Origin of the sequence: Niastella yeongjuensis, from assembly GCF_900110245.1 — a bacterium.
In the GTDB taxonomy this organism is placed as follows: domain Bacteria; phylum Bacteroidota; class Bacteroidia; order Chitinophagales; family Chitinophagaceae; genus Niastella; species Niastella yeongjuensis.
Window position 1 is genome coordinate 74,687 of record NZ_FOCZ01000020.1, and the last position, 16,802, is coordinate 91,488.

The following is a 16,802-nucleotide window of genomic DNA, read 5'->3' on the forward strand; positions in this document are numbered from 1 at the left end:
TTATGTCTATATTAACCCCTCTTTGATCGCTTTTAAATAGGATTTGTTATTCGACTTTTTAATCACAATTTCATGGCACTGGTTGAACCGGGCAAACGCCTTCAACACATCCGTAAATGCCTCAAGCATGGCCTTAGTGAGCTTTACCTGTTCAAAGTGGAGATTGTGTACGATCAATTGCCCCTGTTTGCGATCTGCTTTTGAATCCATCCGGGCCACAAAGCGATCGCCTATTAAAATGGGCAGCGAGAAATAACCGTATTTCCTTTTGGGGGCCGGTAAAAAGCATTCTATCTGGTAATCGAAATCGAAGAAATCTTTCAGGCGGTGCCTGAACACATTCAACGAATCGAATGGCGACAGGATAAAGGCATCGCCGGTCAATTTGAGCTTTTTGTTTTTATAGGCGGGCAACATATAGAGCGGCCCTTTCAATCCTTCTACCGCCACCTGCAGTATTTCTTCCTCCGCAACCATTTTCTCCAATTCCTTTTTTACCAGGTTGTCTTTTACATAATGCGCCCGCCAGGCCATTTCTTTGGCATAGGCCACCCCCATACTTTGCAAACAACGCCTGATCACCTGCCGCGCAAATTCTTCGGGTGTTGGCATGCTGGTATCTACATCGGCATGAATGATATTCCGGGGCAGGTCATACTGTTTATGGAAATCTTTTTTGCGCGTAACCATCAACTGGCCACTCATGTACAATCGTTCGAGTGCCACCTTTGAAGGACGCCAGTCCCACCACCCTGAACTGGCCACCTGGCGGTCATTATCAAAATCCTTTACGCCCAGTGGGCCATCTCGTCCTATTCTGTCGAGCACCTGTTTCATCAGGTTGATCTCGGGTTGTTCCAATGGATATCGTTTAGCAAAACTTTCTTTTATGGGCAGTGAAAAACGGAAATCATGCATGGGCATATAACCTGCATCACAGGTGAAGTATTCAAACACCCGTCCATCGTGTTGCAGTTCTTCAAGCCATTCGGGTTTATAATCGGGCACGCGGGCAAAAATGGCATGGTGATGCGCCCGTTCCACCACATAGTTGGTATCGAGCTGAACAAAACCCAAATGATCGATGAGTTTATACACGGCTTCGCGCCCTTTTCCAAACTGCGCACGTTTGGCCAGTCCGGCCGCATGGAGAATGATTGTTCTTGCCTGTTCTTTGGTAAGGATGAGCTGGTTCATATGTAGTCAATAAAGTTAATAAAAATCCCGACGGGTACCCGTCGGGAAGTCAAACTGCAGATCTTGCATGAACCAAAACTATTTCACTGTCAGAATTTTTTCCATACGAATGTCCACGGAGGAACTGCCCAGCATGAGCTTAAATTCACCTGGTTCCACTACCCGTTTCATCTGGCGGTTCCAAAGCGACAGGTCATCTGCTGTAAGGGGAAGCTGCACCACCTTTTTCTCGCCCGGCTTCAGGCTTACCCGTTGAAAACCTCTTAAACTCATAGCCGGCGTAGTTACACTGCTTACCAGGTCGCGGAGATACAGTTGCACTACTTCTGTACCTTCCACAGTACCGGTGTTCTTTACTGCAATGGATACCGTAGTTTTTCCATTCACCGGGATCTGTGCGGGCGACAACTGCAGATCGGTATACTCGAAACTGGTATAACTCAACCCATGTCCAAACGGATATAAGGGCGTATTTTTTTCATCTACATAGTTATATCGTGAGGTGGGTTTGTGGTTATAATAAATGGGAATTTGTCCTACGCTGCGTGGAAAGGTCATAGGCAATTTGCCGGATGGGTTTACCGTACCCAGCAACACATCGGCGATGGCGGTTCCTGCTGTTTCACCCAGGAACCAGGTTTCCAGCACGGCAGGTACGTGTTCCGCCACCCAGTTGATGCAAAGCGGCCGGCCATTTTTCAATACAGCCACTACAGGTTTGCCGGTTTCTACAATAGCTTTTACCAGGTTTACCTGCGCTTCGCTAAGATCGAGGTGGGCGCGGTCTTTCCCCTCGCCTACTTCTTTTACATTTTCACCGATCACTACAATGGCCAGGTCTGAAGCCTTCGCCAGCTCAACGGCTTTTTGTTTGGCCTCCTCAGTAAGGGTATTGCCTTCGTAGCCTTTTTCATATTGTATTTGAAAGCGGTTATCGGCGCGTTGTTTCAATCCATCCAGCACGGAAATAGCTTTACCATCCCGGTTCGAATAACCACCGAGGTAAGTACTGGTTGCCAGTTCGCCAATAACAGCGAGGGAGCGTACGCCCGATCTTACCGGCAGCAACCCATTGTCATTCTTCAACAAACAAATGCTTTCCTGCGCAGCCTGCAAAGCAAGGTCCTGGTGCGTTTGGGAATGGAATACGCGATCGGCCAACGACGTATCGGTATATGGTTTATCAAAAAGTCCCAATAAAAATTTCACCCGTAATACTTCCCGTACGGCCCGGTTCAATACTTCTATGGGCAGTTGTTTATTGTTTACGGCCTGCTTCATGGCATCCAGAAAAACAGCATGGCCAAAGTCGTAGAACTGCATATTCATACCGGCCCTGAAGGTTTGCGCCAGTGCATCGGATATACTGCCGGCAATGGTATGGTTCTCCAAACTCATTCTGATAGCGCCGAGATCGGATAACACAAAGCCTTTAAAACCCCACTCGCTGCGCAGCACGTCTGTGAGCAGCCATTTATTATCTACACAGGGAACACCGTCAATTTCACTATAGGCTGCCATCATGCCCATGGCGCCACCCTCGCGGATTGCCTTCTCAAAAACATACAGGAAAGAAGAACGGGCTTCGCGCTCGCCGATGTTAACAGGCGCCGTATTGCTACCGGCTTCAGGAATGCCATGTACGGCAAAATGTTTGGGTTCCGCAATTACAGCATCGGGTTTACTGAGGTCATTACCCTGCATGCCTTTTATAATGGCCACCCCATTGGCGGCATCGAGATAGGGATCTTCGCCATAGGTTTCTTCTACGCGGCCCCAGCGTGCATCACGGGGTAAACAAAGCACAGGTCCCAGGATCATATCGATGCCATGCGCCCGGCTTTCGGTTGCAATGGCATGACCGATCTTATGGATCAACGCCGTATCAAAGGCTGAGGACATTGCTATAGGTGTGGGAAAAGAAGTGCTGCCAAACTTTTCATACCCATGCAGCCCTTCTTCAATAAATAAAACGGGGATGCCCAGCCTGGTATTTTTTATAGTATACTCCTGGATCCTGTTTGCCAGGTCTGCTGTTATGGGGTAGAAATCGTGCACAGAGCCGATACCGGTTTTTCCAATATATTTTACCACAGAGTCTTCGGAATATACCGTGGCTTCGTGCCCCCCTTTCATATCAGTTATTTCTTTACCCCAGAACATATCCAGTTGCATGATCTTTTCATCGAGGGTCATTCGTGCCAGCAGGTCGTTCACCCGGGCATCTACAGGTAAGGAGGCGTTTTGATAAGGATATTTTACCGGTGGCTGTTGATCGAACGCACAGCACACCAATAACAACAGGCATTGAATCGTTTTCATTTTCATATCTATGAATATAGGCTTTTTATGGTTTCGGAACCGTTACCTGTACCGGTATTTGCTTCCTGAGCATTTTGGCTGCCATACCGGTGAGGTATAAGTAATAATCTTCCCGTACATCTTTCTCAAACGTCACGAAATTGCTGAGCCCCACCGGTGGGTTTTTAGATATTTTAAAGATAGCGGTGCCTTCATCCACTTCATCGAACATGGCTACATACAACATTCCGGCACCGCTCTGAATTGCTCCAATGATCTGTTTCCAGTAAAACTGTCCCCTGTTGCGTGGCGTTTGGTTCATGGGACTTTGATTGTACATGTTGTGCCAGCTGAAGCCGGGGAAAATGGTAGGCACATAATCTACGTGGTGTTGCTGGCACCAGGCTATGTCGTCTTTGATCAGTTGTGGAAATGACGAATAGCTTTCTTCGTTATACCGGCCTACGAACCAGGGATGGATAATATCCACCTGCTGCAACAAGGTATGCAGGGCGGAATCTTTTTCCGTATCCCGGCCCAACTCACGCCAATACGTAGGCACGCCTAACAGAATGGAACAGCCGCCATATTCCTTATCGTTCTTTAAGAAGTTGACTATCTTTTCCACCTCTTTCAATCCATATGCCCGGTGGTCGTTAAAGCCAACACCCCACAGGGCCACCAGCGGTTTACCATTGTGGTATAAATATGGTTGTTTATTACCGCGGGTAGTTAAACGCAGGCTGTCTACCAGGTGTTTCCAGTCGTTCATCACCATTTCCTCATCGCCGGGTCTCATGCCACTGAAATCATACATTACTGCAACAGCGCGGTGGTATTTTTCGGCAGCATTCAGTGCATTGCTTAACACGGTATTGTTATGGTGCAGGCTGTTCTGACTTTTTATATTGGTCACGAACCGTTGTACAAATACCCCATCCACGCCATATTGCTGCATCCATTTAAAATGCAGGTCAACACTGCTGGCGTCGTAGGAACTGAAGACATAAGCCACACTGCTATCGGCATGTTGAAAAGGTGTTTTATACGTCTTCCTGTATTCGCTTACATCGGGCCATAGGTCTATTTTAGCATCACCTGGTTGAAACTTTCCATGGTTAGCATAATGAAACCAGCCCCGGTTCGCCCCATCTTCCGGTGCATTGAACCAACCCTGATAGCCGGCCATTACCAGGCCTTTGTAAGAAGGAAAGTCTGATTTTTTACTGTGTTTTGTTTGAGAATAAGCACCTATACAATGAAGGCTTATTAGTAGTAAGACAAGCTTCTGTAACATGAACTATATTTTGTTCAGGGTTGAAAGTTTAAAGTTCAAAGTATTAAGTTGAAAGTTTTATGTTCAAGGTTTAAAGTTCGCCATATTGCGAGGGCTTTCAACTTTAAACCTTAAACTTTCAACTATCATCATTCTGTCCCCCACTCCTTATTCGGCTTCGGTCCCATTTCCAGCTCCAGCGTGCCGCCGGCCATGAGTTGTTCATGGGTGAACCAGGGTTTGGTAAGTGGCTGTCCATTGAATTTGGCGCTTTGAATGTACTTGTTCACCACCGAACAATTCCTTGCGTTTACGTGAAACTGTTTGCCGCCGGGCAGGTCGATGCTGACCTTTTCAAATAAGGGGCTGCCAATGGTATATACCGGCAAACCGGGAGTAACGGGATAAAAACCCATGGAAGAGAACACCACAAAAGCCGACATACCCCCGCCATCTTCATCACCGGGAATGCCAAAGATGTTGTCTTTAAACCATACATCGAGCAAAAAGCGAATGCGCTTCTGCGTTTTCCAGGGGCTGTTGGTGAAGTTATACAAATAGGGAATGTGGAAGCTCGGCTCATTACCCATGCTATACTGACCAACCAGCGCCGTAGCGTCTGGGAATTTTGCCCAGAACTCGTACTTGCTTCTATCCAATCCTTCATGAAACAACTGGTCGAGCTTTTGTTCAAAATTGTCTTTGCCGTTCATCAGCGATACCAGTCCTTTTAAATCATGCTGCACCTGCCACAGGTACGTCCAGCCATTGTTCTCATCATAATAATCACGGCCGCCCATACCGCCGTCGAACTTGGGGTCTATTTGTACCCATTGGCCTTTGTCGTCTTTTGGCAGGAAGAGGCCACGGGTAGGGTTCCATAAATTTTTATAGTTCACCGCATGGGCGTTGAAGATTTTATAGTCGTCGCTCCTGCCCAGCTCTTTGGCCAGTTCACCTACTGCCCAGTCGTCGTAACTGCCGGCGAGGGTAACGGCTACGGCCTGCCGCTTTTCAAAAGGATGCACGGTCGTATTGGTTTCCGTAGCGCCTTTTTGCAGGGCAGGAAAATAACCATTGGTATGATAGTATTCGTCCAATGGCGTGGCGGGGCCATTGCGCCAGGGGATCATGGTGGCCTGGGTGGCATTTTTCTTCATGCCTGCATAAGCTTCCTGCACATCAAAATGCCGCAGCCCCTTGCGATATCCATCGAGGATCATCACGGAAGAATGGAACCCGTTCATACAGGCATGATCACCAAACAACACCGGGAAGGTAGGCATCCAGCCGCCCTGCTGGTACATGGTGACATAAGAATTAAGGATGTCTTCTTCCATGGAAGGGTTTAACACCGCCCGCAAAGGATGTTGTGCCAGGTAGGTATCCCAGGTCCAGTCATCGACATAAAAAGGGCGATTGTTTTCAATAGTATGCACTCTGTTATCGAAGCCACTGTAGTATTTTCCCTCTTCGGTAATATCAACCAGTCGTTCATAACAGCGGTACAGTGCGGTATAAAAAGAACGTTTCTGGGCATCGGTACCGCCAGCCACCTGGATCTGTCCAATGACTTTGTTCCAGCTGTTCTCAGCCAGTTGCTGTACCTGTTCAAAACTGGCATTGGCCAGTTCGCTGGTAAAATTCCTTTTCGCCTGTTCGGCACTGATATAAGAGATGGCGTATTTAAATTCGATCACTGCAGGCGCGCTGGCGGAAAAGGCAGCCCAGGCTTTTATGTCCTTGCCACTTACACTTCGTGCCGTTTGCAGCGCCCCACCTTTTACGGTTCCGCCAGTAACATCGGCATTGAACTGCCCATATACATACACTTTTATATTACCGTGGTAAGTTTCCATACCCGTGAACTCGCGGGGCGACGTGAAGTTGAATTCACTCTCACCATTATTATATGGTGAGAACAAAAGGTTTTTGGCAGAATTGGCGGGAAAGGTAAACCGGTAATACCCTGCTTTTTTGCCGGGTGTAAACTCAACGGTGATGTTGTCATTCACCAGCCAGGTACTGTAATACCAGGGTCTGGTAACCTCCAGGTCATGGTCATATAACATAGTTTCTTTCCAACTGGCCAGTACTGGTTGTTTGACGGTGGGTTTAAGGGCGAAGACTTCGCCCAACCGGTGCGATACAATGTTCAATGGAAAACTGGCAATCTGATCGTCGATGTAATCGGTCCGCTGCGGATGCATGCGGATCATCTGGTTGGGTTGCTGCACTGTTGGGCGGGTTGGTTGCAACAATGTGCCCACATTCCCAATACGCGGATCAACATACCGGGTATTGTTTTCCGGGACTGAAATACCGGTTGAGGAGGCGGAGCTTTGCGCCCGGCTGATCAATGCAGCTACCTGTAATAATAAAAATAGTACTATACGTTTCATTCAATAAATCTATCCCTGCGCGTATAATAAAGTCTTAATAAACCATTAACAGCCTCCATTTCAGTTATTAAGTGGGTCATTTTTATGCAATTGGTGTTTTTGGGCCGCCTGCCTCCGCGCATTAATTCACAAATGTGAACGAACCAGCCCTGGCTCCGGGAGTAGTTTTGTATCCGTAAATCGATCAGCCATGAAAGCATTCCATAAAACATTACTGATAATATTAATGACAGGGGCGGCTTCAGCCAGCTATAGCCAGGAAGCCCAACCCCGGATTTTAACCCTGGCCCATGCCTTTGAGCTGGCCGCACAAAACAGCGAACAGTTAAAAATAGCGGCGAAAAATACGGAACTGGCCCATCAAAAAATCGACATCGCCAAACTGGGCCACCTGCCCAATATAGCCACCGCCCTCAATTATGGGTATTTAAGCAATTCACAAATATGGGAACCTTCGTTCGACAAACACAGAACGGCACCCGTTCCGCACAACCTGACCCAGTTTTCAGTGCAGGCATCGGAAACCATTTTCCGGGGCGGTGAGGTTGCCAACAATATAAAAAAGGCCAGCCTTGAAGAACAGGTTGCCTTGTTGAATCAGGACAAAAACGGAGAAGACATAAAATTCCTGGTGGCTGCCAAATACCTGGATATTTATAAACTCATCCACCAACGCCGGGTATTCGAGAACAATACCAAACTGGCGCAGGAGCGACTGAAAAATATCCTCACCCTGCAAAAGCAGGGACTGGTGACCAACAATGATGTGTTGCGCACCCAACTCATCATCTCCGATCTTGAACTGGCCATCCGTAAAACAGATGACAATATCAATATTCTTACGCAACAGCTGAATGTGGTACTGGGACTTGGGTTGAATGAACAACTGGTACCCGATTCTACCCTGTTAACCCTTCCTTTTAAAAATGTGACCATTACCCAACTGATGGCAACAAGCTATGCCAATAACAAAGACCTGAAAACGGCAGCTAAGGAAATTGAAATTGCGAAAACCAATCTGAAGATCATCAGTGCCGACCGGTATCCCGAGGTGAGCCTTTTTACCAGCAACAATTTTCAACGGCCTTATACCAACAGCCTCCCGGCCATGGATATCTATTATAATATCTGGCTTGCCGGTGTAAGCATCAAGTACAACCTGTCTTCTATTTACCAAAGCCCCAGGAAAGTAAAAGCAGGCAAAATACAGGTAGAACAAACCGTTGCCAAAGAAACCCTGCAAAAACAAAATGTAGAATTATCGGTAAACGCCGCATTTATAAAATACAAAGAAGCAAAAGATGAACTGACCACTTATACTGATGACCTGAAATCGGCCGAAGAGAATTACCGCATTGTAGAAAAAAAGTATTTCAACCAGCTGGCCCTGCTTACCGACATCATCGATGCGGCCAATACAAAAATTGAAGCAGAACTTAAAGTAAGCAATGCACAGATCAATATGGTATACACACATTACCAGTTACAAAAATCAATCGGGTTATTATAATACACTCAACTCACTTATATGAAACACAACCTGCACAAAAACAAAAAAATGATCGTGCTCAACGGTTTGTTGATCGCGGTAGCCCTGGTTTTTATCGCCTGGGGCACAAACACCTATTTTCACCTGAACAGCGATCTGTATACCAACGACGCGCAGATCGAAGAATACATCAACCCGGTTAATACGCGCATTCCCGGTTATATAAAGGAGGTTCGGTTTACCGAGCATCAGCATGTAAAAAAAGGCGATACACTGGTGTTGATAGATGACCGGGAATACAACATTCAGGTGGAACAGGCCGAAGCAGCGTACCTGGCAGCCAATGCCTCAAAAAATGTAACAGCAAGTAACGTCAATACAGTAGAAAGCGGGCTGCGCATCAGCGATGCCAACATAGCAGCTGCCAAGGCCCGGTTGTGGAATGCGGAAAAACAATTCCACCGCTATGAGAACCTGTTGACCGAAGGCGCTGCCACCCAACAACAATTTGACCAGGTAAAATCCGAGTACGATGCATTGGCGGCCCAAACCAAAGCATTACTGCAACAACGCACCACTACCGGTCTTTCCGCTGCTGAGGCTTCGCAGAAGATCCCGGTCAATAATGCCGATATCAAACGCACACATGCTTTACTGGAATACGCCAAACTGAACTTATCCTACACAGTTATTACTGCACCCTATGATGGCGTTACCGGTCGTCGTACCATCCAGGAAGGACAATTGTTACAGGCCGGACAAACATTGCTATCCTATGTACGAAACGGCAGCAGCTGGGTGGTGGCCAATTACAAGGAAACACAAATAGCCCGGCTTTCCATTGGACAAAAAGTAAAAATGCGGGTGGATGGTTTTAGTGGGCAGGAACTGGATGGTGTGGTATCTGCGATCGCCGAAGCAACGGGCTCCCGGTTCTCCGCCATACCCACCGATAATTCAACCGGCAACTTTATAAAAGTGCAACAACGCATACCCGTGCGAATTGAGTTTGTAAAAAATGACACCAATGCGGAGTTACTAAAACACTTCCGCGCAGGAATGAATGTTGAAGTTCGCATCGCTCATTAAAATAATTACAACATGGAAATCAAACCACTTTTTTATACCTGGGTACCTACCTACCTTAAGAATGCTGTTTTAACACTGCTGACGTTTGTAGCGCTTTGTATAAATGGTGTATTTACCGGAATAACCATTGATATGTACAGTGACCTGGGGGTATATGCAGAACCATATACCATGGCCGGCAACGCCCTGTTTATCGGCATGGGTACCAGTATAATCTTTATGATAAGGCTTTTAGGCAGGCTGCCCATTAAAACCCTGGTACTTACCGGTCTTATTATGCAGCTGTTGACGAACTGGGTTTGTGCCGCTACCAGCAGTCCCGGTATAACAGTAGCGGCTACTTTTGTATTAGGCTTCACCAAAATATTTACCGTGGGTCCGATCTATCTGGCCTGGTTAGGCATCTGGAGCAAAAAAATGGAAACCGCCCGGTTATATCCTTTCTTTTATTTTATGGTGCTAGCCGGTTTGTATTTCATTACCTGGTTTACCGCTTACCTCACCAACATGTACTCCTGGAGATATGCATATTACGCTATGTTTATCCTGATTGCGATCAGCATTATTCTGGCGGTCTTCTTTATTGAACACCATCCGTTGAGAAGGAAGATCCCCTTGTACCAACTGGACCTTACAGGTTTGTTGCTGTTGATCACTGCCTTAATGCTGATCAACTATGTGGCCGTGTATGGCAAGGTGGAAGACTGGTTCAACTCAGCAGCCATTATTACTGCGTGTTTTGGTGCCGTGATCGCCCTTTTGTTGTTTATCAAACGAGAGCTGATCCAGAAACGCCCTTTGTTGAATTTGCACCTGTTCAAAAAAACCAATTTCAGTCTGGGGCTTGTACTGCTTATCCTGTTAAGTGTATTTACACCCGCTACGTTTCAGGCCGCCTATTCAGGCAGTGTGTTGCGTTTTGAATCTATCAGGAATGCAGAATTGAACCTGTACCTGATCCCCGGCATCATTGTGGGCTGTTTTATAGCCTTTTTCTGGTACCGCAATAAATACAACGGTCAGTTGCTCATCATCATAGGTTTTGCCGCCATGGTTGCCTACCACATCCTGATGTATGGCTATTTTGTGAATGACCTGAGCCTGGTTGATTTTTGGCTGCCCTCCCTGGTTAAAGGATTTGGACTGGCACTGCTGTATATTTCCATTGGTTTGTATACAACCGCGGGGGTCCCCATTCCCCATGTGCTGAAAATTGTAGGGGTGATTGTGCTGGTACGTTCTTTTCTGGCGCCGGGTATTATCTCCGGGCTGTACAGCTATTTTTTATATGCGGCAAAAACCAGGCATTTGTCAAAGCTGGCCACGCATATAGACGCCAATGAACCCCAGGTATTTGCTCAGGGCAATATTGCCCGATTCTACCAAAACATTCAACAGCAGGCGAGTTTAACCGCGTTAAAGGAAATCTCAGGAACTATCATTATTTTTGGTTTATCGGTTATTACAATATTGATGGTAATACATATTTACCGAAAGACAAACCTAACTGCATTACATGATACCGGTAGAAACTTGTGAACCTTTTTTTAATTACATGCGAAAGTTTGTAGAACTCGATACCGATACCATGCAGTTAATAGCCGATCATACCAGCGAAGTAACGCTGCCTGAAAAACACCTGCTGCTGCTGGAAGGCAACCCCTGCGACAAGATCTATTTCATTGTATCAGGGTTGGGCCGTTCCTACTATACCGACTTCTCAGGCAAAACCATTACCTGGAACTTTTATTTCAATACACAGGAAAGCGTTAGTAAAAACCTGTTTGCTACCGATTACCGGGCATTTCTCAGCAACACCGTTTCTTCTATCGCCGTTGAGGCATTGACTGAAATACATGCCTTCCTGTTCACGAAAAAGGAAGTGCACTATTTAACAGAAAAATCATTTACCTATGAACGTTGGTTACGGAAACTAAATGAAACTGCCTTCATGAATATGTACGACAGGGCCTTTACCCTGCTTACTATGGCAGCTGCAGACCGGTATGAAAAATTAGTAAAAGAGGAATCGCATTTATTGCAAATGTTCTCCAACTATTATATAGCTTCCTATCTGGGTATTGCGCCCCAAAGCCTGAGCCGGATCAGAAGTCAGCATTAATTCTCCCTTTTTCTTTATTCACAAATGTGAACGGTTTTACTCCCCTGCTATACGAACTTTGACCTATCAAACGAACAGAGAGCATGAAAAGAGCAGTGACAATAGAACATGTGAGCTTTGAGATAAAAAGCAACTTCGATCGATTTACCAATCAGTTTGAAAAAGAACTGGGCATATTAATGCCGGCCGCGCTTCGTTCATTGGGAGCAGCCCCCGCCTCTATGGCCGGCCATCTAAACAGTACCGGTGATGACAGCAGCCTGATGATCTACAGTATTATGTCACAGGAAGATTTGCCTCAAAAAGTACATTATAGAAATGCAAAACAATACCAGCTCGGTAATCCGGAAATAATGGGCAGAATGATAGGCAACCATATCGGGGCCGGACTGTATGTACCCATTCACCTGCTGGTTTATGAAAACGAGCAAAAGAAAGTGATCGTTGAATACGACCTGCTTTCATCCCTCTGCGCCCAATTCAACAATACCACCCTTCTTGCAGATTCCATTTACCTCGAAAACAATCTTGCCAGCCTTATTCAAAAGGCTGATGAGGCCAGGGATAGTTAATCATTTTTTTTGACCATAAATATACCGATCGGTATAAATCTATTTTAATAACAATCTAAAATTTAGAAAAATGTCAACAACAACAAACCAATCAAGCAAAGTTTATTACACTGCTCACACGCACACAACCGGTGGTCGTGAAGGTGCTTCAAAAAGTTCTGATGGTAACCTGGACGTTAAATTGTCAATGCCCGGTTCAAACAAACCCGGTACCAATCCTGAACAATTATTTGCTGCCGGCTGGTCTGCCTGTTTTGAAGGCGCCATGGCGAAAGCTGCCCAAAAACTGAAAGTACGTCTTCCCGAAAGCCTGTTCATCGATGCAGAGATCGATCTGCTGGTAGACGATGGAAACTTCACCTTAGCTGCCCGCATGGACATCAGCTTACCTGGCGTTGACAGAGAAGTTGCGTTGCAGATAATAGAGATCGCACACAACATTTGTCCGTATTCAAAGGCCATTAAAGGCAATGTGCCTGTTCAGTTCAACCTGGTTTAATTTAATGGTCGCCAGGCTTTCCGGAAAGCCTGGTGATCATTTACCTTTGCATCATTCTACCCGCCGCACCCCGCCTGTCTGCTACCCGATATCTACCTTAAAGAGACACATAACCATTCAAATTTTCACATAATGAAAAACAGTCAAAACAATATTGTTAAAGCAGCCGCCGTGCAAATAAGCCCGGTGCTCTACAGCCGCGAAGGCACTACGCAAAAAGTAGTTGATAAGATCCGTGAGTTAGGAAAACAAGGCGTACAATTCGCTACCTTCCCCGAAACCATCATTCCCTACTACCCTTATTTTTCATTCGTTCAAACACCTTATGCGCAATTGGCCGGCAATGAGTTTTTAAAATTGCTCGATCAGGCAGTAACCGTTCCTTCCGCCACTACCGATGCCATTGCAGAAGCGGCTAAAGATGCCGGCATGGTTGTATCGATAGGTGTAAATGAACGGGATGGCAGCACTATTTATAATACGCAATTGTTATTTGATGCCGATGGCACCCTGTTGCAACGCCGCCGCAAAACAACACCTACCTATTCTGAACGTATGGTTTGGGGACAGGGCGATGGTTCGGGGTTACGGGCCGTCGACAGTACGGTGGGACGTATAGGCCAGCTTGCCTGCTGGGAACATTACAATCCACTGGCACGTTATGCCATGATAACCGAGGGGGAACAGATCCACTCTGCGATGTATCCCGGTTCTATTTTTGGCGATCTGTTTGCTCAACAAACCGAGATAAGCGTACGCATGCATGCCCTGGAATCGGCCAGTTTTGTAGTGTGTGCCAGCGCCTGGCTGGATGCAGATCAGCAGGCACAGATCATGAAGGACACCGGTACACCTATAGGCCCCATTTCGGGTGGTACTTTTACCGCCATCATTGCCCCTAATGGTACTATAATAGGCGAACCCCTTAAAAGCGGGGAAGGTGTTGTTATTGCAGAACTCGATTTCACGATGATCGACAGACGCAAACAAACCATGGATGCCCGTGGTCACTACAGCCGGCCTGAACTACTGAGTTTATTAATTGACCGCACCCCCACCTCCCATGTGCATGACCGCAGAATACCAAGCCCCGCCCCCACTGCACAACCTGCAGAAGACCTGATCAACTCCCTTATTAATATTTAACCATGGTAGCCATCATGACATCGATAGAAATAACAATTCGCCGGATCAGTATAATCTCTCATCGCCCGTTCGGGGAGGTAATACAAAAACTGGAACGTGCAGTTGGCCATCCGGAGATGCAAGCCTTTCACCAGGGAATTTTGCAAGCCAAAAACAACACTGAACTCGAACGAATGGTGCAGGAAGCAACCGGCCCCGATGGACTGATGGAGTTTTATCGCTTCGATTCGGGTGAGGTATTACGTAAGTGGCAGCATGATGAACAACCCCACCTTATGCGCTTCCTGATCGGCAACCCGGTGATCATGCGCAGCATGGCTAAATCAGTACCCGACGCAGCGGCCTATGCCCCTGTTACCATCCTGGTACATCAGCGGGAAGATGGGGTGTATTTGTCGTACGATTTAATGGAAAGCCTGTTGGCACCTTATGGGGATGAACCGGCCCTGGCTTTTGCAAAGGACCTTGATATAAAAGTGACACAGCTGTTAGAGAAAGTGGCGAAGTAGGAAGTAGGAAGTAGGAAGTAGGAAGTAGGAAGTAGGAAGCTCGCGATTTTGTTACCTCTTACTTCTTACCTCTTCTAAAATACCAAGACCTGTCAGGAGCAATTAAACCTAATAAATACGCAGGCTCAAGTGATGCACCTTACAGGTCTTGGTTATGGTTTTATCCAGATGGCCTGGCCGCCGGAAGGAAGCAGTTTAACTTCCAGTATAGTAGCGACGGTTATCTTTTTTTCTGTAACCTTTACTTTGGTAGCGGTAGTCACCGCGGCATCGTCTGAATAGACCCGGGCAGTAAAGGTTTTGCCTTTGGGCAGAAAACTGCAATCGATCTTTACAGTACGCTCCTGGTTATTGGTAATGGCGCCTACAAACCATTCGTTGCCCTTGCGTCGCGCTGTGGTAATACACTCGCCGGGTGTTCCCTGAAGCACATGGGTCTCATCCCAGGTAGTGGGAATATGATCCCAGAATTCCAGTTCCGGTTCGTTGTGACTCATGGCCGGCTTATCGTACCAGAAAAGTGTTTGTATAGGACTGTAATATATGGCAGCCAATGCCAGTTGGTGCGCATGTGTTGTTTTAATGCGTTTATCGTAATAGCAAATAGTATAATCGGCTGCGCCGGCTATATACCGTGTAAATGGCAGGATGGTGTTATGCCTAGCATCGGGCATTTCTTCATTGCCACGAATGCCCTCGGCCGTCATCAGATTGGGCCAGGTGCGTTGTTCACCGGTTGGCCGCCAGTCGTCGTGAATATTCACCATAATGTTGTTGCCGGCTGCCTTCCGGATCATTTCTTCTATCCAGGTTGTCCAGCGGTGTGAACCAGCCTGTACAAAACCAAACTTCACGCCTTTTACCCCCCATTTATGATAGACCCGAAACAAGGAATCGGACTGCGTATAGATGCCCTGTAAATTCACATACAACCAAATGCCAATGCCATGTTCTTTGCCGTATTGAATAATACCAGGCAGGTCAAAATCAGGAATGGCTACTTTGGTGGCATCGGATGAAAAACTAAATGCGGGGCCATACCATTTCCAGTCGAACAGGATGTATTGCAAATGGTGTTTGGCTGCAAAGTCGATGTTCGCTTTTGCCTCGGCTGTTGTTTGGGTCATTACCCGCATGATCTTACCGGGCCGGATCCAGCGCTGGTCCCTGATCTTTGATGGTTCATTCAGGTTTAAGATCAGGTGGTTGTTTACGATCAGGTCGCCGGGTTTTTCTGCCACCATGATCACGCGCCAGGGCGTACCCACCGGTGAGATCAAATCGGCCGGGCTATACATACTGGTAAGAATGGTATTGGGGTTTGCCGGGTTCACCTTGTATTTGGTGCGTGCATAATCTGTAAGACCGGCCTCAGCCAGACAAGCATACAACCCACCCGGCAATTGCAGGGTAAGGGGCCGTTCGCTTTCATCGGGCCAGTTATTTAAAGCCAGTAATTTATACGGTGCCTGTGCCCAGGAAGCGTGCCAGGCCAAGGTACCTTCGGGTAAACTAAAGGCAGTGTTCTCTTGTATGATCCTGTAGTAAGTTCCCTTGGGGTTCTCAGGAAAGAAATATCGAATGGCGGCGCCTTCATTATACACCCTGATCTCTACACGTAGGGTATAGATCGGATTGTCATCTTTCACTGTTTCTATGACAACCGCGTTGTAATTGTCCCGGATCTGGCTTTGTTCGCCATAGACCGGTTGCCAGGTTGTATCTTTTGAGGCAGGATGAATGCCCGTTACTTTCAGGTTCTCGCACCACTTCGCATGTTTATCTACCGGCAGCGCCATGGCGCGTTCACTTAGGCTATTATCGAGTTGAATGTCGAGGGCAGATTCACCGATCACGGGTTGGTTCTTATAACTTAACTGGTAATACATTTCTCTTTTACCAGCTGCCAGTTGTTTCTGGTAAAATTGTACTGTAATACTTTTATCGGGCGACTGTACACTTGTTCTGGTTGCATCGAGTATTGTTTGTGCCGGACTACTGTCACTGATTTTGGTACTATCATGCAGGGTGTGGGTTGTTTTTGTTAACTGGGTAATGCAATAATCAAGTGCATTGCTGGTCCCCTTCGGCTCACTGGTTTTACAACCGGCAACTAGCAGTACAACGGCCATACTCGCTCCTGTTATACCTCTGAGAATCTTCATGACAAGTGTTCGTTAAAAAAAGCCAGGGAAGAGGC

At 46.8% G+C, this 16,802-nt stretch carries 13 protein-coding genes; 8 read left to right on the forward strand and 5 right to left on the reverse strand.

Annotated elements, in window-relative coordinates; all coding sequences use genetic code 11:
• Window positions 1-6: 6 nt before the first annotated feature.
• The 4 genes from BMX95_RS31655 to BMX95_RS31670 form a co-directional block, all read right to left on the reverse strand.
• On the reverse strand, window positions 7-1,197 hold the full coding sequence (locus BMX95_RS31655) for a winged helix-turn-helix domain-containing protein (protein WP_081201900.1): 1,191 nt from the start codon (window positions 1,195-1,197) through the stop codon (window positions 7-9).
• 78 nt (window positions 1,198-1,275) lie between these two features.
• Window positions 1,276-3,525: a glycoside hydrolase family 3 N-terminal domain-containing protein gene (locus BMX95_RS31660; RefSeq protein ID WP_081201902.1), complete on the reverse strand. Its 2,250-nt coding sequence runs from the start codon at window positions 3,523-3,525 to the stop codon at window positions 1,276-1,278.
• 19 nt (window positions 3,526-3,544) lie between these two features.
• Entirely contained in the window at window positions 3,545-4,795 is a 1,251-nt protein-coding gene (locus tag BMX95_RS31665) for a glycoside hydrolase family 99 protein (RefSeq protein ID WP_081201905.1), read from the reverse strand.
• Between the two features lie 128 nt (window positions 4,796-4,923).
• Entirely contained in the window at window positions 4,924-7,176 is a 2,253-nt protein-coding gene (locus tag BMX95_RS31670; protein WP_081201907.1) for a GH92 family glycosyl hydrolase, read from the reverse strand.
• 190 nt (window positions 7,177-7,366) lie between these two features.
• Here BMX95_RS31670 and BMX95_RS31675 point away from each other — a divergent pair, with 190 nt between their 5' ends.
• The 8 genes from BMX95_RS31675 (at window position 7,367) to BMX95_RS31710 (ending at window position 14,602) form a co-directional block, all read left to right on the forward strand.
• A complete protein-coding gene (locus BMX95_RS31675) occupies window positions 7,367-8,686 on the forward strand; it encodes a TolC family protein (RefSeq protein WP_081201909.1) in 1,320 nt (439 codons plus the stop codon).
• An 18-nt stretch (window positions 8,687-8,704) separates the two neighbouring features.
• Window positions 8,705-9,754 carry an HlyD family secretion protein gene (locus BMX95_RS31680; protein WP_081201911.1) on the forward strand — a complete coding sequence of 350 codons (1,050 nt, stop codon included), beginning with the start codon at window positions 8,705-8,707 and terminating at the stop codon, window positions 9,752-9,754.
• 12 nt (window positions 9,755-9,766) lie between these two features.
• Entirely contained in the window at window positions 9,767-11,293 is a 1,527-nt protein-coding gene (locus tag BMX95_RS31685; RefSeq protein WP_081201913.1) for an MFS transporter, read from the forward strand.
• Between the two features lie 16 nt (window positions 11,294-11,309).
• The gene (locus tag BMX95_RS31690; RefSeq protein WP_133053968.1) at window positions 11,310-11,876 is read left to right on the forward strand and encodes a Crp/Fnr family transcriptional regulator; all 567 of its coding nucleotides are present in this window, start codon (window positions 11,310-11,312) and stop codon (window positions 11,874-11,876) included.
• An 83-nt stretch (window positions 11,877-11,959) separates the two neighbouring features.
• A complete protein-coding gene (locus BMX95_RS31695; RefSeq protein WP_081201917.1) occupies window positions 11,960-12,448 on the forward strand; it encodes a DUF302 domain-containing protein in 489 nt (162 codons plus the stop codon).
• 70 nt (window positions 12,449-12,518) lie between these two features.
• On the forward strand, window positions 12,519-12,947 hold the full coding sequence (locus tag BMX95_RS31700; RefSeq protein ID WP_081201919.1) for an organic hydroperoxide resistance protein: 429 nt from the start codon (window positions 12,519-12,521) through the stop codon (window positions 12,945-12,947).
• Window positions 12,948-13,079: 132 nt separating this feature from the next.
• A complete protein-coding gene (locus BMX95_RS31705) occupies window positions 13,080-14,093 on the forward strand; it encodes a nitrilase-related carbon-nitrogen hydrolase (RefSeq protein WP_081201921.1) in 1,014 nt (337 codons plus the stop codon).
• Window positions 14,094-14,095: 2 nt separating this feature from the next.
• Complete coding sequence (locus BMX95_RS31710; protein WP_207631633.1) at window positions 14,096-14,602, forward strand: DUF302 domain-containing protein; 507 nt, start codon at window positions 14,096-14,098, stop codon at window positions 14,600-14,602.
• 152 nt (window positions 14,603-14,754) lie between these two features.
• Here the strand turns inward: BMX95_RS31710 and BMX95_RS31715 are convergent, their stop codons facing one another.
• Complete coding sequence (locus BMX95_RS31715; protein WP_242673171.1) at window positions 14,755-16,767, reverse strand: glycoside hydrolase family 97 protein; 2,013 nt, start codon at window positions 16,765-16,767, stop codon at window positions 14,755-14,757.
• Between the last annotated feature and the right edge of the window lie 35 nt (window positions 16,768-16,802).